Origin of the sequence: Brevibacillus brevis, from assembly GCF_001039275.2 — a bacterium.
GTDB classification, from domain to species: domain Bacteria; phylum Bacillota; class Bacilli; order Brevibacillales; family Brevibacillaceae; genus Brevibacillus; species Brevibacillus brevis_C.
Genome location: NZ_CP030117.1, coordinates 669,971 through 693,627 on the forward strand (window position 1 = coordinate 669,971; position 23,657 = coordinate 693,627).

A 23,657-nucleotide genomic window follows, 5' to 3' on the forward strand; every position below is an offset into this window, starting at 1 on the left:
GATGAGCAAGCGTCTCTCGGTTACATTGTTGACAGCACCTGCGATGATTTTGTTGCTTGGCGTATTCATCATCCCGATGCTGATGATGCTTTTGCTTAGCTTTCAGGATGAGAATCAGGCGTTTTCTTTGCACAATTATTTATTGTTTGTACAAGATCCGTACTACTTGGAAGTTCTTTGGCGGACAATTCGCGTGAGTCTCTGGACGGTATTGGCGAGCCTCTTGCTTGGATTCCCTGTAGCGATGTACATGGCGCAGGCTACAGGGAAAATGCGTGGAATCGTCACGATGCTGATCCTGGCCCCTCACCTTATCAGTGTTGTTATTCGCAACTTCGGTTGGGTAGTAGTTTTAGGGGAAAAAGGGTGGATCAATGAAACGTTGATCAGTCTGGGGTTGATCGATCAACCATTGCGGCTGTTGTACAACGAGCTGGGTATTGTGATCGGTCTGACGGATTCCTTTATTGCCTACATGGTTCTGGCGATTGCAACGAGCCTGTATGCCATCGATCCGTCCCTGAATAAGGCGGCATCGATTTTGGGGGCTTCCCGCGTACGTACGTTTTTCAGTGTGACTTTGCCCTTGTGCTTGCCGGGGATTATTGCCGGTACGACACTGGTGTTCAGCTTGTCGATGAGTGCTTTTGTAACACCTGCCTTGATGGGGGGAACGTCCGTTAAGGTCATGCCTGTCATCGCCTATGAGCAAATCATGGCGACACTGAACTGGCCTTTGGGTGCGGCACTTGCCTTCCTGCTTCTGGGAAGCACGATTCTATTAGTGACTTTGTATACGAAGCTAATTGAAACCAAGCGGTATAAAGAGGTGTTTGCGTCATGAAAAAAATAAACGTACTCGGACTCATCACATTCTTTGTGCTTGTTTTGGTCAATCTGCCGTTTCTGGTCATTATCCCGAGCTCCTTTACCGCAGCAGGATATCTCGGGTTTCCGCCGGAAGGGTTTTCGTGGCAGTGGTATGAGATGATTTTGGATCGACCGGAGTTCATCGATTCGCTGTGGTTCAGTCTTAAGCTCGCTACGGTAACGGCAATTTTGGCGACTCTCATAGGGACATTGGCTGCATTCGCGCTGTCCAAATACAAGTTTCGTGGGAGCGGCATCATCAACGCACTGATGCTTTCACCACTTACCGTTCCTTCGCTCATTATCGGGATTTCCGCGCTGCTGTTTTTCACGCGAATTGGTATCGCTGGGACGTTTACGGGGCTTTTGCTGGCGCACATGCTGATCTCGATTCCGTATGTCGTAAGGCTGGTGCTCACAGGGCTTAGCTCGTTCGATTATACGTTGGAAAAAGCGGGATACATGCTCGGGGCCCATCCGTTTCGGGTGTTCTGGGATATTACGTTGCCACTGTTGCGTCCGGCCATCGTGTCGGGGATGATCTTTTCGTTCTTGACGTCGTTTGACAATGTGACGGTTTCCTTATTCTTGGTGGCACCGGATACAACGACGCTGCCACTCGCGATTTTCACCTATATGCAGGAAACACTTGACCCGTTGGTGGCTTCGATTTCCTCAGTGGTCATCCTGCTGAGTCTGGTGTTCATCGTCTTGTTGGAAAAAGTGTACGGACTAGAGCGCCTGTTCGGACTCAATTCACAATCTCACTAAGGAAGAGGCACTATGTCAATCCACACTTATGTACAAGAGAATATGTCCCACTATCTACAGCTACTCGAAGAGGCAGTCAACATGGACTCGCCTTCTCGTGACAAACAGCTAGGCGACCGCATGGCGGGCTGGTTCGCCCTACAGTTTCAACGGCTGACAGGGGGAGTAGCAGAGCTGATCCCGAATAAGACATATGGCGATCAGGTGCGTTGTACGCTGGGCAACGGGGAAAAGCAAATCCTCATCATTGGCCACTACGATACTGTATGGCTAGAAGGAGAGGCGGCTCGCCGACCGTTTGCAATCCGGGATGAGAAAGCGTACGGGCCAGGCGTATACGATATGAAAGCGGGCGTTTTGCAAGCCATGTTTGCGATGCGGGCATTGGTGAAGCTGGACCGCCTGCCTCCAGATAAAAAAATTGTACTTCTGCTAAACAGCGACGAGGAGATCGGCAGCCCGACTTCTCGCCGACTGGTAGAAGAAGAAGCCGCGCGTTCGGTGGCGAGCTTTGTGTTGGAGCCACCAACCGAACCGAGCGGCGCACTCAAAACATGGCGGAAGGGAAGCGCCCATTTTACCGTGGCAGTCAGCGGTATTTCCTCACACGCTGGCGTCGATCATCAAAAAGGTGTCTCTGCTATTGAAGAGCTGGCGAGACAGGTGCAATATCTGCATGCCTTGACCGATTACGAGAAAGGAACGACCGTCAACGTGGGCGTCATCAAGGGCGGAATCGGCTCCAATGTCGTAGCCGACTCGGCAGAAGCTGAAGTAGACGTGAGATTTATCTCGATGCAAGAGGCATTACGCATGGAGAAGGTAATGAGTGAACTCACACCAGTGCTAGCCGGTACAAACATCAGCGTAAAGGGAGGCATTCGCCGACCGCCGATGGAGCGAACCGAAGAGACAGGCAAATTATTTTCCCTTGCACAATCCATTAGCATCAATGAACTAGGGATGGCTTTGGAAGAGTCGGGTACAGGCGGAGTCAGCGATGGCAACTTTGCTGCTGCTTGTGGAGTCCCGACACTGGATGGACTTGGTGTAAAAGGTGGCTACGCCCATTCGCCGGATGAATGGATCGAACTGGGAGAAATATCGACGCGCGCTACCTTGTTGGCGCGGTTGATAGAGGAAGTATAGAGAGAAAAGAGAAGAGGCACCTGCCTTGATGCGTGTGACGTTGCATCAGGTCAGGTGCTTTTTTGTAGGGAAGAATGAGGCTATTGCTTCGAGGATGTATTCAGCTTTTTCACAAAGCTGTTGAGGTAGTTCGCTCCGCGGCTGGTGAGGATACCAGCCAGCACGGCAGAAACGTAGTAGCCGCTGCCCTCAAGACCAAAGGGGTTGACTTGAAAAGCAAGGGAGAGCGAAATGCCAATGAGGATAGAGAGGAGGTAAGTGGAGCGGTCTTTTAGTACGGGGAAGGCATTTTTTAAAATTTCCGTTACGGCTTCGATCAAGATCGCCATAAAAGTAAGCAGACTCAGGCTGTGAATGAATTGGTCAATGTCAATCAAAGGTTGTTCCTCCTTTTGTTAGTAAAGCGGGGCGTACTTCGGGGATGTAAATAGTGATCAAGACTGAGGCGAGGCGAGATTTCGCCCCAAGGAAGGTAGGTGTCACCTTCGTGGATGGCACCTTGGACCAAGCGGTCATTGATGAGGAACAAAAGGAGATGCGGCTGGATCAGTTACATCTAGGAGACCCTTCCCTGCATGTACGTTTTGAGCTCGGTCTCCAGCTCTTTTACACGAAACTCTAGCTGTTGTCTCTCTACTACCAGCGTCGTGTATTTATCTCGCCACTCCTGCACGATGGTTTCAAGCTCCATGCAACGGTTGCGCCAAACATGGAGTTCTTCCCGAAGCTTGTCCATTTCCTGACGAAGCTCCTGGCGAATTTGCTGGTTTTCCTGCGAGATTTGCTGCCTGTCTGTAATCATCAACTCTTTCTTGTTGTTGTGGCGAGCAACCAGATAGGTGACGATTGCCGTCAGCATACTGGATACTACCAAAGGGAGAGTGGAGGAGTTGAGTAGTGTTTGGATCATCCGTTTGTTCACCTGCTTTCTCTTGTGAGGTCTATATATAGAGTAGACAGTTCGGGGAAATTCTCACGGTGGTTTGAGTGGAAATGCTACCACAACTGCTTGATTTGGAAGTAAGAATAGGTAGGGAGGGCTTCTACGACGCCATTGGCAAAAAACGAGTAACCGAAAAGCTCTACATAGTCGCCGGGCTGTAGACGAACGATGCTTGAGCCGTTTAAGCACCAGGCATGATTCGAATAGGAAACGTTGCTGCTGAGTACTTTTTGGAGTTCACCATTGATTCGGACCTCTAGTTGCAGTCCGTTTGGAGAGCTTGTCGGGCTTTTGATGCGGGCTGATCCGATAATTAAGTAGTCGCCCGGTGCTTTTGCCACAAAACGGCTCTGGTTTTTATCGAATTCTTGCAGACCGTCTTCGGTTGTTGTATTGAAATTGATTTTGGTGAAGGTGTCCGGGGCGGATAGGGTTTGGTCTGCTGACATGGTAGCTGTTAGATTAGTCCCTGTTTGGGCCGGGGTGAGTAATAGGTTGGAACTGGTCAGGGTGTAACCAGAGATGGCAGGGGATTTCACGGAGCCAGAGGGCGAGGTAATGACTGCTTTTACTCGTAAATCTGCATAGAGCGGGTTCTTAAAGGAATGTTTGCGTCCAAGGACTGCTGATTCCCAAGTAGCGCCGCCGTTGTTGGATAGGTACCAGTCTATCGAGCCTTCTTGAAGGGTTTGGTCAGCGGTAAGCGAGGCATGGGCAATGGGAGATACGGAAGGGAGCTTGGTGCTTACAAACTCTTGGATGACCTCCCCTGAAAGAGTGCCTGTAATTACCCGATAACCATATAGCTCTGGGGATAGATTTGTAGTAGGTGAGTCTAATCTGGCTCGTATAAGTAGTGAGGTGGAAGGTGTTTGGAATGTAACTTCTTCTCCGGGTAAAGCATTTATCCAATCTAGCCCGTTGTTATTGGTTACCTCCAACGTAACGGTAGCTTTGGATGCTCCAAAAGTGTATTCGTCGATGGCCTGGTTTGTTTCATATCTGGAAGTTAACGATAACGAACGAAGAACTCCGTTGCTATCTTTAAAGGGAAAATGCTTGCCGGCATAGGTCGAGACCGTTACAGAAGAATCAATGACGGTTAAATCGGAAGCCTTGAAGGTAGTGAGATAGTATTTGTTTAACTCTGCATAGGAGGAGTAAACGAAGTGGTAATTTGAGCCGTCAGCAACTAGTCTGGAAACCCAATTTGCGTTGATGTTTGCGACTGTAGTGGTTTGAGCAAGTGTTTCAGGATGAAGAGAATAGAGTTTAACTGTGTAGGATGTCGTTGCGCCCGTATAAATCGTTTGTATAGCGATGTATCTATCGAGATCCGAGTCGTACATCATGTCCAGTGAGCCGTCATGTCCCCCGCCTACAGTTATATTGACATTTCGAACAATGCGAAATGCACTATCAAATAGGATTACTTTGAATGCATTTGAATTTATTACAGCTACAGCAATTTGATTTCTTATAGGGTCGTAGGTTGAACGTAAGTAACTCGTAGTTCCGGAACTAAGGATATTAGTCAAATCCTTAACTAAAGAACCATCACTGTTAAAAACGTGAATTCGTGTATAGTCGGCAACAGAATGAAATACCCAAATTCTGTTTTGCCTATCTACTGTTAGTGACGTTGCGACTACCTCAAATGATCCTAGATAAATGGGGGACCAATCCTTGAATGTGGTACCGTCGCTATTCACGCTACCAATTACACCGTCTAAGGATGCGTGTGAGATGGAGAACCAAACACGATTGTTGTAGTCGACGACGTAATCTATCGATTGAAAAGGAAGAGTATGAGTATTCCCTGTAAATGGCAAGATGGTTCTTTCAAAAGCCAGGCTGCCATCAGGATTTGTTACTTTTGCATAAATCCCCTTACCATTGACAAGCGCCACCTTCCAAGTACGATTCGTGCGATCTGTAAAACCCATAGGCTGCGAAAAGACACTTCCGGAATAAGAAAAGCGAGTGGCTTCTGAGAATGCGTATGCGCTAGGCTCGTTGGCTACAGCGTTAATGGTGACTTTACTTGTGTTAGGGATGGTAATCGGCTTGGCGTAAAAAATACCGTTTTTAATCCCTGCGGAATTCCTGATCAGACGGTTAGTTGTATCTACGGTGACTCCCAAAGAATTCGATCCGTCATAATAGTTTGTGGTACTGAAGTCTTCGGTAAAGTCAGGGGTAACCGTAGGAGTTACTCTTCCCCCTACAATTCCAGCAGTTGTCTTTTCGGAGTCGACATAGGTTAATGTATCAAATTCTTCGGTGTAGGTGCTGGACATGGTACTTCTGTTCATTTCAAGTTCTTCTACTCGATTTGCAAGAGTGGGATCAGATGCTGCGATGGGCACTACACTTTCACCTGTTCCGACAAAAAGTTCATGGGTATCGGTTGTAAAAAGAGGCTCTCCTGCTGATGCAGCGGAGGGGAGATTGGCTTTTAGACCGCGTTTTAGTTTGATTGGTAGTGTCATTAAAAAGTACCTCCATCTACTTCTGTGAGCGTGGAGCCGCTGCCGCCGCCAGAGCCAACGTTAATTTTGTAGTCTCCATTTGACAGCAAGAGGACTCGCAGATTGGTATTTCGATTATATCCATATTTGTAGTCTACTCCTGGCATCGCCATGTCCCAGGAATCTAGTAAGTCCACATCCATGGTAAGAGAGTCCAGACTTGTTTCATCAGCGGATGAAGACTGTTCGAAGTAGAAGGCGCATCGCAAGTTTCTAGCTTGGCCAATTTTCTCGTCCCATTCAGAGATGCTATTGAAATCGTCTATTGTCATTGCTTTTTCTTTGAATTCAATGGGGGTAGTAACATCGACTGTTGTCCACGAGCCATCCTTTTGTTTTGCTTCCCATGTTGTTCCACTGTCCGTACTTATTGCGACTCTTAGAACGCCTTTCTCTGTACCTGATAAGGTTAAAGAGTTGATTTTAGCTACGCCGAGAAAGCTAGTATCATTTTTCATTTTTACGATTCTTGGTACAGGAACTCCAACGAGATGAGCGACTGTTGGCTCTCTTTTAGGTTTTGAAACAAGGATTTTGAGGTTGGATTTGTCTTTTAAATCTTTCAAGTAGGGGGCGCATGTAGAGAGGTCGAGCATGCCTTTATTTAGAAACATATCGTCTGTGGGAGGAGTAGTACCAACGGTTTCCCAGCCGGAAGAAGTGTACGTTTTCACGTCTGTGCCGTCTAGTATGAGGAATCTGTTATTATTAATTGATTCAATCAGAAGAACTGGACGGAAGCCTCTACCTGGGGTTGTAAGATCTGTTGTACCAGATGTCCAGTTTGTAAGACCGTTATAACCCCGAATTACGCGGGCCTTTGCATTCGATTGATCGGTCGTACTTGTCCATGAACCGTGATTGACGTTATTCCAGATACGATCATCGGTCATGTATTTATCCCATTCATTGTCTTTATCGTTTGGGGAAATTCCTCCCGTTAGAAGTCGCAGAGTGAAAGCATGAGTAGGTGTAGGAACAAGACTGGAATAACCGAGAGGGACTTCATACCTAAAAGGATTGTGTCCAAAATTAAATACGGCTTTTAAATGATCTGAGCTTGATCCACTAAAGAAAAGTGGGTAGACGGTGCCTAGAGATTTTAAGTCTGTAAATGCGGCTCCTTGTGAGACTCCGTTTTTATAGAAAGTTAATGTCCCCTCATCCATATCCAAACCAATGCCAATTACGTCTCCGCTGGTGTAACTGGAGCCATAAGAAGCAGCTGATCCATTCCACTTTAATCCCGATCCCGCATAACTTCTAACCACTGCTCCTGAACCAACTGGATTTGATAGAGCAACATTGGATGTTGCAACCCCAATGTGAGTGTTGGAGCTGCCAAGAACGAAAGCTTCCCAATACCATTTTCCACTAGTAAGGCCTCTATCTGTTCTTACCCCGCCAGCACCGTTGATTAATACAGTGTTATGAGATGCAGATGCTCCACCGCCAACAAGGAAAGTATCTTTGAAGTCAGAGAGTGTCGTAGGAAGTCCACTGCCTGAAGCAATCCCTGCTGTATTTAAAACATCCATAGAGATGCCAGATTGAATGTTTCTGTCCGAAATCAGTATTTTTCGACCTTTATGATCTGTGTCAACCATGATGAAGTAGAAGTCACCATTTGGAGAAGTAGTGGGTACATTAGGAAGCAATTCTTTTGATTCTTCTCCTAGGCCAGACACAGTACCAAATAAGTTATTTGAAGCAATATAGTTAGCGCGTATTCGTTTTCCTACTTGTAAGTCATTTAGGTCTGTTACTTCATCAGGATGCAGGAGTCTGCCGTTGGAATCAATATCAATAGCATCCATCTGCACATTATTTGTCCCAACGTCAGGCGGAATACTAATTTCAACAGTATGCTCTCCCTCTGTCAATCCAGTTTTCTCGTAAAGCAATGACTGGTACTGTACTGCTGATTTAAATTGATTGTAAGTTTCGGAAACCCCATCAATCTTTATCGGCACAGCGATTGACTTATTCGGAGTCAAGGGCGCAATAATTCTAATCTTCGTGCCTGTAAATTTAAAAGATATTTTTGCGCTTATGTCGTTAGGATTAGAATGTTTTGCAGTTCCGCCATAATGAAGACCGCTACTTTCTGTAACCCATGTGCCAGAGAAATTAATTGACGGACTTGTGTCATCATATCTTTTCCATCCTATTTCTGGTTCAGTTAAACGTTGTCCTACACTGGTAGTAAGATAACCGGTGTCATCAATATCAATAGCGTCAAAAATAAATCCCAGACCATCAAATGGTTGCTGAACAATTTCAACAGTGTGGAGTCCAATTGGTAAATTCGCTCTTTCAAAAATTAGTGTCTGGTACAGTGAATTTCTATCGTTGATGAGGGTTGAGTATTTAACTCCATCAATGTAGATATCTATTGGGTCAGGCGTGTAAGCACTATTACACACGCTGATAATTCTTATTTTCGTGCCATAAAATCTAAATTTAACTGACGCTGGAGTCTTGTTACCACTTAATTGATGCCAATTGCCACCAGAGGTTGAAGTATTACTACCACTAACCCATGCACCTTCATATATGAGTTTTGGTGAATTATTTTCAATCCTTATCCAACCATTTTCGGGTGCTGTGTACTGTTGACCTATCCTACCAATTAGGTAACCACTTTCATCAATATCAATAGCATCAATCTGAATATTATTTGTTCCAATATTTGATGGAATACCAATTTCAACAGTATGTTCTCCCTCTGTTAGTCCAGTTTTCTCGTAAAGCAATGACTGGTATTGTGTTACTGATTTAAATTGATTGTAAGTTTCGGAAACCCCATCAATTTTTATCGGCACAGCGATTGACTTATTCGGAGCCAACGCCGCAATAATTCTTATCTTCGTACCTGTAAATTTAAAAGATATTTTTGCGTTAAGGTCATTAGCATTAGAATGTTTTGCATTTCCACCATAATGAAGACCGCTACTTTCTGTAACCCATGTGCCAGAGAAATTAATTGATGGGCTTGTGTCATCATATCTTTTCCATCCTACTTCGGGTGATGGTAAATATTGTCCCACTGTTGCCATATCTTACAACTCCTTGTATTCAAATACTGGGCGAAAGCATGCCAAACTGGCTGTTACATTAGAGCTTAAAATGTATCCAAATTCCTTTGCGTTTAAATGGCCTCTGCCCACTCTGGCTGAATTTACAGCAGATGGCATCGAGAGACTAGGCGTGTCTTGGCACCAAGTAGATACATCCATGAAATGGAATACATCATTAAGTGTTTTGTCTGGTCGTATCAAATGATTTGGGAAATTCACTACGTATTTATCCCATTCATTGTTAACTGGCCAAGCTCCATTTTCTTTTTCAGTAGTAGACAGGTTTCCTTGCCCATCTGCATAGGCTACTCCGCCTGTTAGAGATCGCGCAGTTATAGCATCCTTGCATTCTCCGAAATATAGCCCTGCTCTTAATGCTATCCAGCCTCCTACGTAGCCGTTAATGACAAGCCTGTAACCTAAATAGGCAGTCGAATTATTAAAGGTAATCACTTTCGTTCCACTACTCGAGTAGGAAGCATTTGCAAGTGTGATATTCCAAGTGGAACCATCACTTGTCGCTTGAACGGATACGTTTGATGTATATACCGAACTGTTAAAATCTGTGAAGCCTACTGCATTAACCACTTGTGGTTCACCAAAAATGTAACCTACCCATTGAGAAAGGACAGAAGTTCCCGCATTCCAGTACCCCTGGTCAGGATTAAACAAATTCTTTGCAGCTTCATTTCCAGAATTGTATTGATTGCTATATATAACCCGACCTCCATCTGAACCGTTATCTGACGTTGTTAAAGCAGGTACTTTATTTACCACAAGTACTGGAATTCCTTGAATGAATCGATTGGCGTTTATGGTATTCCACGATACAGAGTGAACAAGTACACGATCTGCAATAAGTAAACCTTTTGCAGATTTCAGGAAATAGAAACTACCAAACCCTGAAGCATTGCCGGTGAAAGGAAATTCTGGTGCAATTGTAGAGGGAGGGGTACCTAATCCCATAAATGCCATCTGGCTATTAGTCTTGTCATAATAAAATCTACAAGGAATGTAATCCCCAATTTCCATATCAGAAATTTTTGTTCTTAATTGTCCTGTAGTTGCGGGCATTGTCATTTTCAATCACTTCTCTCTATATTCAAATACAGGTCGGTATCCAATTGTCGTGCTGCTAATGCTACTAACCGAGAAATTGGAATAGTTCACTTCTTTTCGTACAGAACCACTTGTATTAGTAGAACCTCTCCATATTCGATGCCCAGAAGCACCAGTTGTGACTCCGTCATGGTGTCTCGTTCCAGTGACGGGTGTTTCTTGACACCAAGTAGCTACACCTACATTCCAATGGAATACATCATCCAGTGTCTTTCCTGGCTGAATTTTATCAATAGGGAAATTCACAATGTATTTATCCCACTCATTATTGGCAGGCCATCCACCTTTATTTTTATCAATAAGGGACAGTTGCCCGATTTCGTCTGCATTGGTTACACCGCCAGTCAAAGATCGCATAATACCCCCAAACTCAAACATTTCCAATTCACCAATGCTGAGAAATGCTGAGCCGTTATTTGCGAGAACGTTCATGCGATACTTCATATAAGGTTTGTTGTTATCGATAGGAAAATGGCGTTTCTGCGATTCAGACCAATTTATTTGAGAGGTAACATAATCTAATTGAATCCAATTGACTCCATCCCAACCTTCAAAAAACCATTCCTTTGGAGAAGAAGCTACCGTGTCAGTTGCTTCGCCGCAAGTAACAGCATATTTTCTCACAATTTTTGGTTCTGGGAATTCATAGGCCAACCAACCTTTAGACTCCCCATTTGTATACCATACATTTTTTCCTGCGCCACTTAATTTGCCATCGAACGCTTGAAAAGCACCATATTGATTGCTCCCTACACTACTTGCAGTAACGATACCGCTGGGAGACGTATTACTGGTCATAAAAGGAATGAGATTGGAGCTATTCCAACTATTTCCCTCTATTGCCTTTTGTTTGTTAAGACTGTCCCATGAGACGGAATGTGAACGAACCCTGTCTGCAATTAACAGGCCTTTTTCTACTTTCACCATGTAAATGAAGGTATTTAAGAGACTTAGTTTGGTTCCATGGATAGGAGTTTCTGTGTATCCTGCAGTACTTCCACCGAATTCGTGAAGACCTGTTGAAATCACCTTCATCACAATGTAATCAGCGATTTCCATGTCAAAAACATTTTCTCGGAGTTGCCCAGTTGTTGCTGGCACTGGCATTTTTTTCACCTCAACTCTTGAATTGAAGGCCAATAGAATATTTAAGTCACCTCAATTTTCTCAATACTCGAGTATTGATTAACATCGAGATTAAAAGAGTACACACTATTACCAGAGGAAAGCACGACGTCTTCTGTCATTTCAATCAAATAGTCGGTTTTAAGCCGTAACATACCCTCCAACTCCAGGTAATTGTCATGGTCAAAGTTAGAGGCTTCGTTGCTAGAAAAGGATGCAATTTCGAGGGAGTAATTTTGTTCACCGGGGGCAAATTTCAAAACCTCAATAGGGGGTAATTTATAGTCGGAAGTATATGGGATGGTTATGTTTACTTCTTCAGGTGTGTTAGGGGAGGCTATAACTCCGAATTTATTAATTTGGATTAAACCGGTTGATCCGGTGTTGCCACTTCCCGGTGTGACCTTGATGAATTCGACTGAATCATCGAACCATCCATAACCTAATGATGATAGAGTTGACCCTGTGGAGAGAGTGGCACGAATGCAAACTTCTTTCCCACCAGTTACCTCCAAAAACTTGTCGAGAGTAATGTTGTTCAACCAGGTATTTCCGCCGTTCATAGATAAATCGTAGATGACTTGCCCTTGGTGTTCCGCTATAACAATCATTTTCTTAGGTTCTACAGGAAGGGATTCCACGTTGGTATATATAGTGGTGGGACCAGTAGAGTACAACTCTATCTCATTGACAAATAAATGTTTTTGGTTCTCTCCCGTACCGCCAATAGAATAGCCTACGCGATAGTATCGATATGGGGTAGAGTTCGTGAAGGTAAAGTCAACCCATTTTCTAATACCATTGCCACTTAGACCACTTGGCTCATGAAAAAGCAGAGTCCAATTGCTGTTGTCATCCGATCCATAGACGTATAGCTCGGGAGGATAGAAAATTCCAGATACCTGATACTCACAAAACATGGCTTTGACACGATTAATTATTTCTGGAACGGTAAGGTCAAAGTCTACCGTAGAAATCGATCCAGGAATCCCTAACTGACTAATCCAAGAGCCATCAAGATAATCGGCAGCTGAGCCGTCTTTTCCGGCTTTACCATCAGTTAGTTTTGAGTATGGTGTATTATCTGGATAATTTTTTGTTGGGATAGGATTTAGATAGTAAGTCTTGCCTTTAACTGCGTTATGTCCCATGCGTTTGACTTCACCTTGTTCAACGATGAAGCCAGAAGATCTTGTTTTATCAATGCCCGAGTCGTCTATAAATGAGTCAATGATTAAATTTTTAGCGGTGTATTTGGGGAGATTGAGAGCTTCGGCAGCTCGGAAATTGGCTGTGATGAGGCCAATGGTATCGTATAAAAGGATCGAGCCAAGTGAAGGATCTACCTCTACTTTGGTACCACTATTACCGGGGTCTTTTCCTCCAGAACTACCGCCTACCGTATCTGTATAAGTGGGGAGAGTGTCTTCGTCATACCAAATGCAGCCAATGCTGTTGAGTAATGCTTTATCAGTAAGATTGGCTCGAATGACAAGAGAATTGCCTGGTAGGAAAGTGCTTAAGTCAACCAACTGATTCAAAGGAAAACCAGCTGTGAACGTGGTTCCTCCATCGAGTGACAAATCAATGCTGATATTGCCTTCGTACTCTGCATCCAGCACAAGATGGGTCGGAGCTTTTGCCAATGGAATCGGTTTAGAAACCATGACAGGATTTTTGTCAGATGCTTGCAGTATTTGTATTTCAGTAACGGTCATGTATGTGCTTTTATTCCATACCGTTACTTTGACCTCATTAATGAGATAGTCTAGGCTGATAGGGTAGTGCCATGAACCATCGCCATGTATACCTTTGTCAGTCGAAGAGGCGAGATTTATTCTTGGTGTTACTGCATCCCACTTACCTGAAAAAGGATTCTTAACAAAAATTTGATGATCACAATAGTGGTGACCGTTACTACCAAAACTCCCATTCATCCAAAGAATGACTTTCGAAACATCAACAAGGGCTTCCCATTTCATGAACAAGTCAGCACTTGTACCACTTTGTAACCAGTAATCAGAATATCCGCCTGGAGACGCAACGGCATTATCATCTGCGATTTTTTCAACAGAGTAGACAGATGTGGTGCCGTTTGCTTTGTATGGGCGATAGCCAGTATTGCTATTGCTGTAATCTCCAACAGAAGAAGCGATCTGTACACCTAGTGTCTTCCAGCTATAAACTGAGCCAGCTGATTTGGTGAATTTGCCACTTCCAATTTGAAATGATTCGGACTTTGATATATCAACCCCCGACGTATTTACAAAAGAATCGGCATACAAATTATGCCGTACCGTCGCTCCCTGCCCCGTACTTTCCAAAGTCCGATAAGCATTACGCAAAATATTAGTAGCAGCAACGACGTCAACTAACGGCTTCGTGGTAGTTGTTCCACCGCCATCGTCCCCCGTACCAATCTTCCCCTGCATATCATCCAACCGAGCTTTCAGACTGGGAAACGTCCTGCCATCCCGATCCCGACGTGCAGCAACCACCTCGGCGTTCGGGTTAGAGGAGACATCGCTTTGTAGCTTCAAAATGGCTTGGTCTTGCTGGGCGTTTTTTTGTTCGACTTGCGAAAGACGAAGATCTTGCGTCTGATTTTTCGCTTCTGCCGCACTGACCGTTGACGATAACGTATTCAGCCGCGCTTGAATGGTAGAAACATCACTTTTCACGGCATCAAGCTGACGATCCTGTTCGTCGTCTTTGTCTTTTAGCTCACGAAATCTATCCTTTAAGCTCGGTTTATCCTCTCTAGCGTCATCCAGCTCCTGAAGGTAGGAGTCGATTTCAGCGTGGGTACGTTTTCCCTTGTTGGCCAACTCATTATGATCCAGGACGACCTCGTTGCCTGTTCGGGTGATTCTGACCGACATACGTTCAGCTCCTTTTCGATTTATTTGGTATAAACGGCGGACAAATTGAGCCCAAAATGGACATGCGTCGTTTTATCTACGAGTGCTGGATCGATTTCTCGAGAAATCCGCGTCCAGAAAACTTGTTCTTTTCCTGCGGCAGTATCCGGCAGGGTGAAAGAATCGCCCCACGTGCCGGGCACACCGTTTTGGTCTACGGCGACATCTACAAGCCGCTTGTACTGATCGGTACCTGCATAGGAAGTGAGAACACCTTGGATACCCGTAAAAGTTCCATGAAGCATGGTATTTCGGGCGATCATTTTTACTTCCTTGTACTGGCCTTGGAGCATATGACCGAGAAACTCCTCTGTGTTGTCTTGCAGGTGGACCTCATTTCCTTCGCCATCGATAAAAAAGAGGGTGGGAGAGGGGGAAAAGTCGTATTCGTCGCCGCCCCACATTTTCATCTGGTCGCTGGAGCTAATCGTTGTTTTGCCGTCTGCTTCCGCAAAACGAAGAGAGCCAGTGAAAGGGATAGGACGCTGAGTCATATCAAATTGAATGGATGTTTGGCTTGTCCGACACGTTTTGGAGTCGACAGCGGCTCCTGTGGAATCGAGCAGCTCCACGCGGGTGCCGGGAGAGAGGTTTGAAACAGTGAGAGTAGGGAGGGAGAAAACGCGGACGTGTTCCATGTCCAGATAGTCGTCTGTAGCGCTGCTGTTGAGAAACATACCGATTTTGGGAGCAAGGCGATTGAATTCTTCCGAACCGATGATGTGCCAGATGACGCCGTCCTCGGACCAATAAGCGGTGTAGGTATTGTAGTCGCGTACTAGCCGGAGCCAGGGGAAGGTTTTCGCAGTGCCTTGCGTTGCATCGTAATATTCTTCGACGTGGAAAAAGTCATTGTGGTTTATGAAGACAGTCAATCCGCCTGTGCTTCCGGAAGCTTTCGGATTGTATGAATTTTTCATATCGAGGACGAATTGCTTCACGGGGGTAAGTGTGTCTAAAAAGAGTTGAAGTGGCTCAGCTCCGCCTTTTAAACGGAGAGAGCCTGGTGCGTCTGTTAAAGACCACCTTGAAGAATCATTCGGTGTCATGTTCCACTTGGAATCGAGGGTAAGAGAATCGAAAGAATCCTCGAAGAGAAACCCCGATTTACGCCGAGAAACTACACTCATAGAAGTACCTCCTTACGTAAATAGCCATATTCGTTTGCCAATCACACATGCCTCAGGGCGTTGTTTCCAGATCGCCAGCAAGCATTTGATCAGTGCTTCGACGCATTTGTCTCCGCTGCCGGGATCGCAGTAGGGGGTGACGAGGACCTTGTCGCAGATCCAGTTGGTTAGTTTGATGTAGTCGATATTGCAGTAATCCCAGACCTCTGTTGTACCTTTTGCTGTAAATACCCAGGTGAAAGTATGTCTTCCTCTATCTACTTGAAACACAGGAGATCCACCAGCATTTGTATAGCTGCCTCGAAGAACGCCATCAATGAAAAAGTCCAATTGGCTATTAAAAGGAGAGGGGACAATTGTCCAATTTTCCGATGCCTTGAAATTTCGTAGCTTGAACGTAGTCAAATAACTTTTACCAGTCCACTCGCTTATTTCGCCTTTTTGTTCTGTAGTAATTTCAACGCGTACTTTGGTAATGTTGGGTTTGGATAGGTTTTCGAGGGTAAAGTCGTAGTTTCCGGACAGATTAACAGTAGTGTTTTGAAGTTTGTTGCCTGTTTGATCATAGATGTTTACCTGAATATTGCTGCCATTGCATCCACCCATCCATATTGGGACGTTGGCTGTTGTTTTGAAATTGTAGACAAACGCCGATGATTTAGGGAGGGGGAGTTTATCGTGGAAGGTATATTCTCCATTACTTAATCTCGCTTCGGCATCGCAATCCGTATAGAACTTGATTCGGATAGAATAATTTTTCCCTTCGTCAGAATCATTGGTAATGGCAGCCTTAATTGTTTGGATATCATCAAAATCAGAGTATTTCTCTTCGGATAGGATGGTTCCGTTGTCTTCGTCGTGAACTCTTACGCGGACATAGGCATCACGGCATGGTTTTGATTTTTTACTTTGCCTGATCTCGATTGTATCGATCCAACACCAGGAGTCGTCAGGTATGATGACTTGAGTTGGTGGAGGGAGATTGGGTTCATATGGAGATTGGTCTCTTGGATAAGTGGAGCCTAGTTTATCGATACAATATTTAGACCACTTTTCTACCGCTTTTCCTTGACTTAGAGTAAAGACACCTCCGTTGTCATCTAATCCTCCCCTCTGGCTTATTCCCTTTAAAAGCTTGTAATCAAAACGATAGTGTTTACCTAGAGGGACATCGTACTCTATGAAATGTTCAGCCTGTCCTGTAGGACCTGCTGATAAGGGGTAGGAATCAATAATTCTTCGATTGGTTATATCCGTTACAGTAACTTCTACTTTAGTGTCGTCATAGTTGTTGCTGAATTTACGGTGTTTATTGGATGTTAATTTGAGATTGCGAATAGCGATGTAATAGGGGATACCATCTTTTCCAAACGTTGAGTCTTTAAAAAAAGTTCGTCGGACGTCAAAGACAATGCAGTAGGGACCTGGCTTATTACAATAAAATTTTTTGGGACCATGGTGTTTAGCGCCGCTCCAATCTTTTATTTTATAGGGATTCTGTATGTTCCCTACATTCATCCTCGTATTACCTGTGGCTGTGATTGTTGGGGTATTCCAGCCAATACCTCTACGTGTTACAAATAGATGAGAATTCGTTTTAGGATCATATTCCGTCGCTATTGCGTAACCATATAATCTTCTCGTAGAGACTTGTCGCCCATTTTTATTACCTTGTTGACTATCTAGTTCGTAACAATAGTATTGATAGTCAAACTCAACTTCTAAATGTTCGTTCCCTACACTGTCAAATACAACGTACCAATAAGTAGAGGAAATGTGTTTATTTGCAACCTGTTCGGATGTTATCACATAGGTATTGTCATAGTGTATCGGTGTCTTTTTAACAGCGTCAGGATGAGAGCGGAAAACCCATTTGACAGGGACATCGAATGCATTTGGAACATTATAGCCTTTACCAGCATAGATTTTTAATCGCTCTGAATATTTGGCTGTTGTAATGGGAGAGTTATTAATATGCCGTCTGATTGTAAAACCATCTTTTTCGGTACCTTGAGCAATGGGTACTGAACCATCATAGTAAATCTTAATGGGTCTATGAGCATTGGTGTTCCAGGCTACTCTAAACTTTCTTTTGGATTCACGAACTGGCTGAGGGTCATAGTTAACACCGTATTCAGCCAGATAAGTCTCTGTTCCAGCCGGATAGCACTGCTCGCCACCTGTAGAAGGATCTGGTTTCGTCGGCGGCTCATAATCGGAATCGGGGTCCTCAACCTCAACTTCATCGTAATCTTCAAATACCCACTTTAACGTTTGCTTTCCTCGGCTAAGTGGAACTACTACCGTATGACCAAGAGGATCACTTGTGCTTTTGTTTTCAGACCAAATTAACCGATTGTTACTATATAAACTGAGATATTCGTAGTCTGAAAAGGAACCGCCATATTCGAACTTTACGAACCCCGGTTCATCCAAATCTATATTCTCGACATAAAGGCGGTTCCGGGTACCGTCTTTATTCTCGACCTTAAGTACGCCGTCTCCTCCGTGACCTTCTCCATGATAACGAGTAACGATATCTTCCCATTCCCAATTGTCATCGACACGAATTTCACGTGCATAATTATCGCGATCATTGAAATCCTCAGAGAAAATTACTTCATATTCATCTTCCTCTGATTCATCAACGAGACTTTTCAGCTCCAGTTCTTCCGAAAAGTCAAAGGAGGAACCAGGGTTCAGGAAGATGTCGTAAACATTTTCTGCACGATCTTCTTTTGTATAACTCGAGTTTCTGTCTGTTTTCCATTCCCGGTCTACATCAATATAGCTGCTCATTGGTGTTTTATGTTTGCCGCTTGACGAGCGATAAGAGAATTCACCAGGATAAGTTTCTTCAAGGGGTTCTTCTGTCAGGTCATCTTGAATTCGAAAAATAACGGTATTGCGGCCTTTTACTAATGGGAGCTGTACATTTTTCTCCCATTCATCTCCCGTTGCTTCTAGTTGTTGTACGTCATTGATAATGACGAGGAGTCTTTCTGTATCACGTAAACCAGTGGTAAAACTAAACTCAATCCACCCATCAGCCTCCAGGTCAAAAGTATAGGTGGCATCTCCATTTCCAGAAACAATAGGGTCCTGCATATAAATTCCGCTGCCAAGTCCGGGAATCGACTTCCATTCCCAGTGACTCACCCCGGTGAAGGAGAAGTTTAAAGGATCAGAAACATTGGTGGTTCGTTCCTCATAGTGATCAATCTCTAGTGGTGGACAAATCAGTTGGACATCTCCTGTTAAATCAACGGTACAGTTGTCACCAATTTCAATATCATAGGAAATGATAGCTGAATCTTCTTGAGTGGAGGAGGAACGTCCATCTAATGACCACTGCCACCCATGTTGTGAGACCGCGGTACTTCCTCGTACTCCTTCGCCGATTTGGGTACGGGAAGCAAATCTTTCATCGAAAAATAGAGCAGATTCATCCGTATATGGCGGGTTATCCACTCCCATTTCGTATTGAAAACTGAAATCTCCAGCGCACTCCGCATCAAGTACTCTCTGAACTTTCCTTGAAAGTGTATCGTTTACTCCTGAAAAATAAGTGGTGATGATGCTCTTATCTGAAAACGTAATCCATTCCCACCCTGGAATGTTATAAGCTGCATCCCCCAACGTATCCACATCCGGCGGCGTCTGCTCATCCAAGCTCTGCACCACCTCAACACACTCTACATCTTTAACATAAACCGCATTTTCCCCAAACCGCCGATCACTCATCCTACGCACAAACCAATCAAACTTGTACGTCTGCCCCGGCTTGACGTGAAACTTCGCTTCCTGCCAGCTGCTGTTTTGATTCCATTCCCCGCCAACCTGATTATTGTTAATAAAAAACAGCAACCCATCGCCGGGAGCGGTGCTAGCCATGTACTTGAAACGAATGAAGCCTTGCTTTTTAAAGCGCCATTGAAAAGTTACTTTACTGGAGTTGCCATGCTTGAGTGTGGTCACATCCAGCTTCATGATATTTTCGTTCCCCGCCATCTCATTGGAGCCGACGGAGTGAACCATCTTCCATTCCTGATCCTCGGTGGAGGAGACGTAGCGGAACAAGCCGTGAAACTTGTCTGACAGCGGGAGGGTCCGCATATCGAAGGTCGGGACTTCTTTATCGATGGCATCGTAATGATTGAGATAGTAGCCACTAAAATGATGATAGTAAGGAGCCGGGCAGACTGGCAGCGAAACATTTTGGTGGGTTCCATCTGGCTGCTCAGCGTTTTTCAGGATTTTGTAAATGCAATCGCGTACCATGAGCAAGGCGCGCTGGTAGTCGTTTTTTTGCGGATCGATTTGCTGGTTGACCCACCATTCCAGGCGACGGTACATGTTCCAAAGCGCTTCGCGGCAACGAACCTTGGCGTACCAATTTTTGTCTCGGACAAATTGCTCAATCATCTGATCAATCATGTTTTCGAGAGAATCGAGATTGACCGTCTGCCAACGGCCGATCTGACCTTTGCCAGGATCACCTAAGAGCGGATTCTGATACCCAGCGTAGCGATCCTCTGCACGAGGCCGATTGGGGCTGTCCGGATTGTCCGGATGATTCGGGTGGAATGCGCCCTCTACCAATGAGGAGCGCATTTTTCCGAATGTGACGTTGCCCACTGATTTAGAAAAAATGCCAAACGTATGACCCAAAATGATCACCTCTAATCCGTAAAATCGTATTGCAGGTTATGATCTACCCAGACGCGGATGCGGTTACCCGTAACCCAAACACGCAGCGTGTACCATTTCTCTTTTTCCCAGGCAAACGGGTTCATCGGGGTAGAGTACATGATTGATCTACCATTCTCTACCTTAAAAAGCTGCATGGGTCGCGGCATACCGCTGGCGCTTCCGTCACTGACGACAAACATCCAGTAGTTCTGAGCGTTGTGATATTTGAACACGATGCCAGCGCTGTCACCATCTGCGGGCTCATCGACTTTGAAATCGACCTCAAACTGATAGTCTGTATAGGTAAAGTCGTTTCGGATGTAGCCACTCATGCCACTGGAGCCTTTTGGATGGGTAAATGTGCCTTGGTCGCGATTATGCTCCCATGTGCCAGAACCAAAACGAGTCCAGTTGTCTTGCCCCATCGCGAGAGCATTCATATCTGTCGTCCATGGATAGTACGCATTGAATGGATCGTGGGGATCGTATACTTCTGGAACAGAAAAACCACCTGACCAATGCTCTGGATCATGTTCAGATTCGAGTACATCATCCGAGTAGTCGTAGACTAAACCTTGTCCTATTTCTTCTATACGATCTGCCCACGCCTTCTTGTAGTCGCGAACGGAAAGTAATGGTTGCTCGATATGTCCTTTTCTGTGATCCAATTGGCCAGCCAAGTATTCCAGGATGACGGCGTCTGCGAGTTCTTTTTTACCCATGATTTGAGTGAGAAGAGAGGTAGCGCGCTCTTGGTTGTTTGCTATCCAATCCGTGTTGATAACAGCTTGATCCAGTTGCTTGTAGCTGAGGATGGATTCGATCAAATGAGCTGCTGCTTCTGGCTGATAGGCAATCAGTTGCTCATGCAATACCGTTTGTTCCAGCGCGAGTTTGGCATACTTTTGCCACTCATCGTCCTGCAGTTCTCCATCACGCGCGCTTTTTTCTGCCACATCGTATAAATCGAGGAGGTAACTGGCTCGTTCATGTGGGGAGGTAGCGAAGAGATAGCCGCTGCACAATTCCGTGATTCTGCTGCGCAGCAGTGCGGTGACCGGCAACTCGTCAAGATCGCTGGCGTGAGCAGATTTACGGGCTGTATGCTCGTCAAACAAAAAGGACGGATCGGGTTCCATGTAACTAAAAGGATGCTCAATTTGCAGCTCGGCTGGACGGAATACATCTTCGCCAACGAGTGCTTCTGCAATAGTTGCAGGGGCTGCCTCCATTTGGCTGGTGATTTCTGCCTCATCAACCGTGGAAGAGAGCAAAACTTCCCGTTTTCCTGCAACCCCGTCTTCCTCCAGATGCGAGAGAACCTCGTTCGGACGGGTGGACTCCCATGTCTCAAAGGAAAGAATGCCGGCCCTGTCTTGCAAGGCTTTACTGAAAATGACCTCCGATTCAATCAATGCCTGAACCCGCGTCCGCACACCCTCCAAAAATTCCTCATCTACGTAAGCATCGAAAGTCTTGTTGGTCAGTGCCCATTCCATGAGTGCTTCCAGAATGCTTTGGCCGTCTGTAAGGCGCGAGGCAAAAATCATGTCGTCCATCAGGTGGGAAGGAAATTCTTTGGAAGCAAGGATGTCTTCCAAAAGATGAGCGGGCAGTAAGCGTAACATTGCTGCGAAGATCATCTCTTCTGCCAACAAGCCATCCATAGTTGCTTCGCGAGAATAGAGCTGGGCAGCGAGCGATTCTTGTAGAAGACTTGGGCGTACATTTTCCAGGTTGGCGAAAATGTCATCCTCATTCTGATAAAAAGATGGCTTAGGTGCTTTGCCCCCACTAAGATCGATGGCGCGTTCCTTTTCCCAAAGATGAGCAGCATGCAAGAGCTGGCGATTTGCGCGAATATCATCCCTGATAATCGAAGTGGAGCGAGAAAGATCTTTCTTTCCGAGTTCGAAGTGCTGAGGAATCCAGAGCGGATTGGTTCTTTCACGAAGAGAATTATTGATGGGATTGGGAACAAACAAGGGGTGGCTGTTGTGGCGGGAGCTTTGTTCCAGATAGGTCATGAGCGAAGCATTTGTTTGAATCGTTCGGGTTCCCGTAATCTGTGATAGGAAAATAGCGAGGTCTGAAACCACGTCCCGATTCCCGATTGCATATTCCGTCATGAGTGTGCCTAAGGATTGATAGGGACGAGTAGCATGGAGTCGAGAGTGATTGATGAACAAGTCATTTTGGTAGGGTCGGAAGGCTGTTGGTGAAAAGGAATCGAGGGAGAGAAGACGCGTGAAATCTCGATAGCCCCAGTCGTGCGTTTGTAAAAGGGAACCATCTTGACGCATGCTTCGAAAACCTGTAGAAGCTCGATGGATAGCTAAGTCTTGCGTAGCAATCCTGCTTGCACGTTGTAGGAAGTGCAGCAAAGCGTCATACTGACGGGCTTTGAGGTAAGCCCAGTCCATGTCACGAAGCACCTTCGTTGGCTGTGTTTTCATCCGGTGGAAGGCTTGCACGAGGTGTCGGGTCATCTCGAACGTAAAATGACGCTCGCCAATGGAACGGGACCAATCCGTAAACATGGCATGTCTGTAATCCCGGCTGGAAAGAGGTAGGCTGTTCTCAATAGATAGGTTGTGAGTGATTGATCTGGTTGCGTATTCTCTTTCCATCTGCACAAAGAGAGAAGCCCAAAACTTTCGCTCAGCCAAACTTCTTTCGGTGCTGATGAATACATCAAATGTAGAAGTACGCTCTCCCGTGAACCATTCGTTTATCTTTTTTCCTGCGAATCGCTCAGTTCGTGTTGCGCTAGGTTTCTCTTTCTCAACGGCAGCTTCGGTAGAAATGGAACGGCTAGCCGATGCTGGTGGCAAATCAATATGCAGCTCATCCTTATTTACGCGCACGGACATTTGGGTTGGATCGAGCTGTGCCATCCCTGCTGTTTTGATCCGATCCGATAAATGAACGCGACGAATAACTTGTAATGGCTGCTTAATAATCCGGTCAGCGTCCAAGGTCTCGTCCTGAAGCAAGCTCTCTTTAAGCGGAGAGCGATCGGATACCACGACCAGCTCCATGGGACTGGCCATGCTAGTATCATTCCGGATCATATCCTGCAAGGAGTCTTGAAGGTCAGCGGCAAATGATTTTCGATTCGCGAGCAAATAATCCAGCATAACCATACTGGCACTTTGTCCGTAGGGAATATAGACGAAGGAATACTTACGGGAGGGCGAGGTCGTGAAGGTTACTTTTCCGATATAGTTGCGAATAGAAGCGTAGTGGTCTGCAAGTCTGAATTGATAGGTTGTTAGAGAAGAAATCCCGGTCAAATGGTTCACCTCCCAAAAAGAAGGGGGAAC

At 45.3% G+C, this 23,657-nt stretch carries 13 protein-coding genes; 3 read left to right on the forward strand and 10 right to left on the reverse strand.

Features of this window, described 5'->3' with window-relative positions; translation table 11 throughout:
* Position 1 precedes the first annotated feature (1 nt).
* Genes AB432_RS03705 through AB432_RS03715 form a run of 3 tightly spaced genes read left to right on the forward strand, consistent with a single transcriptional unit; the run spans position 2 to position 2,790 of the window.
* Positions 2-844, forward strand: a complete 843-nt coding sequence (locus AB432_RS03705; protein WP_048031088.1) for an ABC transporter permease — start codon at positions 2-4, stop codon at positions 842-844.
* On the forward strand, positions 841-1,641 hold the full coding sequence (locus AB432_RS03710) for an ABC transporter permease (RefSeq protein WP_048031089.1): 801 nt from the start codon (positions 841-843) through the stop codon (positions 1,639-1,641). Before AB432_RS03705 ends, AB432_RS03710 begins: the two co-directional genes overlap by 4 nt.
* A gap of 12 nt (positions 1,642-1,653) precedes the next feature.
* Positions 1,654-2,790, forward strand: coding sequence for a M20 family metallopeptidase (locus AB432_RS03715; RefSeq protein WP_048031090.1), 1,137 nt, complete (start codon positions 1,654-1,656; stop codon positions 2,788-2,790).
* An 80-nt stretch (positions 2,791-2,870) separates the two neighbouring features.
* On the opposite strand, the gene AB432_RS03720 is transcribed toward AB432_RS03715, so the two are convergent.
* From AB432_RS03720 to AB432_RS03765, 10 genes are all read right to left on the reverse strand, one after another.
* The gene (locus tag AB432_RS03720) at positions 2,871-3,167 is read right to left on the reverse strand and encodes a hypothetical protein (protein ID WP_048031091.1); all 297 of its coding nucleotides are present in this window, start codon (positions 3,165-3,167) and stop codon (positions 2,871-2,873) included.
* A 179-nt stretch (positions 3,168-3,346) separates the two neighbouring features.
* Positions 3,347-3,700, reverse strand: a complete 354-nt coding sequence (locus AB432_RS03725; RefSeq protein WP_048031092.1) for a hypothetical protein — start codon at positions 3,698-3,700, stop codon at positions 3,347-3,349.
* 86 nt (positions 3,701-3,786) lie between these two features.
* Positions 3,787-6,225: a hyaluronate lyase N-terminal domain-containing protein gene (locus AB432_RS03730; protein ID WP_048031093.1), complete on the reverse strand. Its 2,439-nt coding sequence runs from the start codon at positions 6,223-6,225 to the stop codon at positions 3,787-3,789.
* On the reverse strand, positions 6,225-9,323 hold the full coding sequence (locus AB432_RS03735; protein ID WP_082195865.1) for an SPRY domain-containing protein: 3,099 nt from the start codon (positions 9,321-9,323) through the stop codon (positions 6,225-6,227). The genes AB432_RS03730 and AB432_RS03735 overlap by 1 nt, the downstream gene beginning before the upstream one ends.
* Positions 9,324-9,326: 3 nt before the next feature.
* Entirely contained in the window at positions 9,327-10,424 is a 1,098-nt protein-coding gene (locus AB432_RS03740) for a discoidin domain-containing protein (protein WP_053079541.1), read from the reverse strand.
* Positions 10,425-10,430: 6 nt separating this feature from the next.
* Entirely contained in the window at positions 10,431-11,570 is a 1,140-nt protein-coding gene (locus tag AB432_RS03745; RefSeq protein ID WP_053079542.1) for a discoidin/SUN/FTP domain-containing protein, read from the reverse strand.
* Positions 11,571-11,611: 41 nt separating this feature from the next.
* Positions 11,612-14,470, reverse strand: coding sequence for a mitotic spindle assembly checkpoint protein MAD1 (locus AB432_RS03750; RefSeq protein WP_048031094.1), 2,859 nt, complete (start codon positions 14,468-14,470; stop codon positions 11,612-11,614).
* A gap of 20 nt (positions 14,471-14,490) precedes the next feature.
* Positions 14,491-15,639 carry a beta-xylosidase family glycoside hydrolase gene (locus AB432_RS03755; RefSeq protein ID WP_048031095.1) on the reverse strand — a complete coding sequence of 383 codons (1,149 nt, stop codon included), beginning with the start codon at positions 15,637-15,639 and terminating at the stop codon, positions 14,491-14,493.
* Between the two features lie 12 nt (positions 15,640-15,651).
* Positions 15,652-20,277: a hypothetical protein gene (locus tag AB432_RS03760; protein ID WP_048035682.1), complete on the reverse strand. Its 4,626-nt coding sequence runs from the start codon at positions 20,275-20,277 to the stop codon at positions 15,652-15,654.
* 44 nt (positions 20,278-20,321) lie between these two features.
* The gene (locus AB432_RS03765; protein WP_235617604.1) at positions 20,322-23,636 is read right to left on the reverse strand and encodes a 3-keto-alpha-glucoside-1,2-lyase-like domain-containing protein; all 3,315 of its coding nucleotides are present in this window, start codon (positions 23,634-23,636) and stop codon (positions 20,322-20,324) included.
* Positions 23,637-23,657 lie beyond the last annotated feature (21 nt).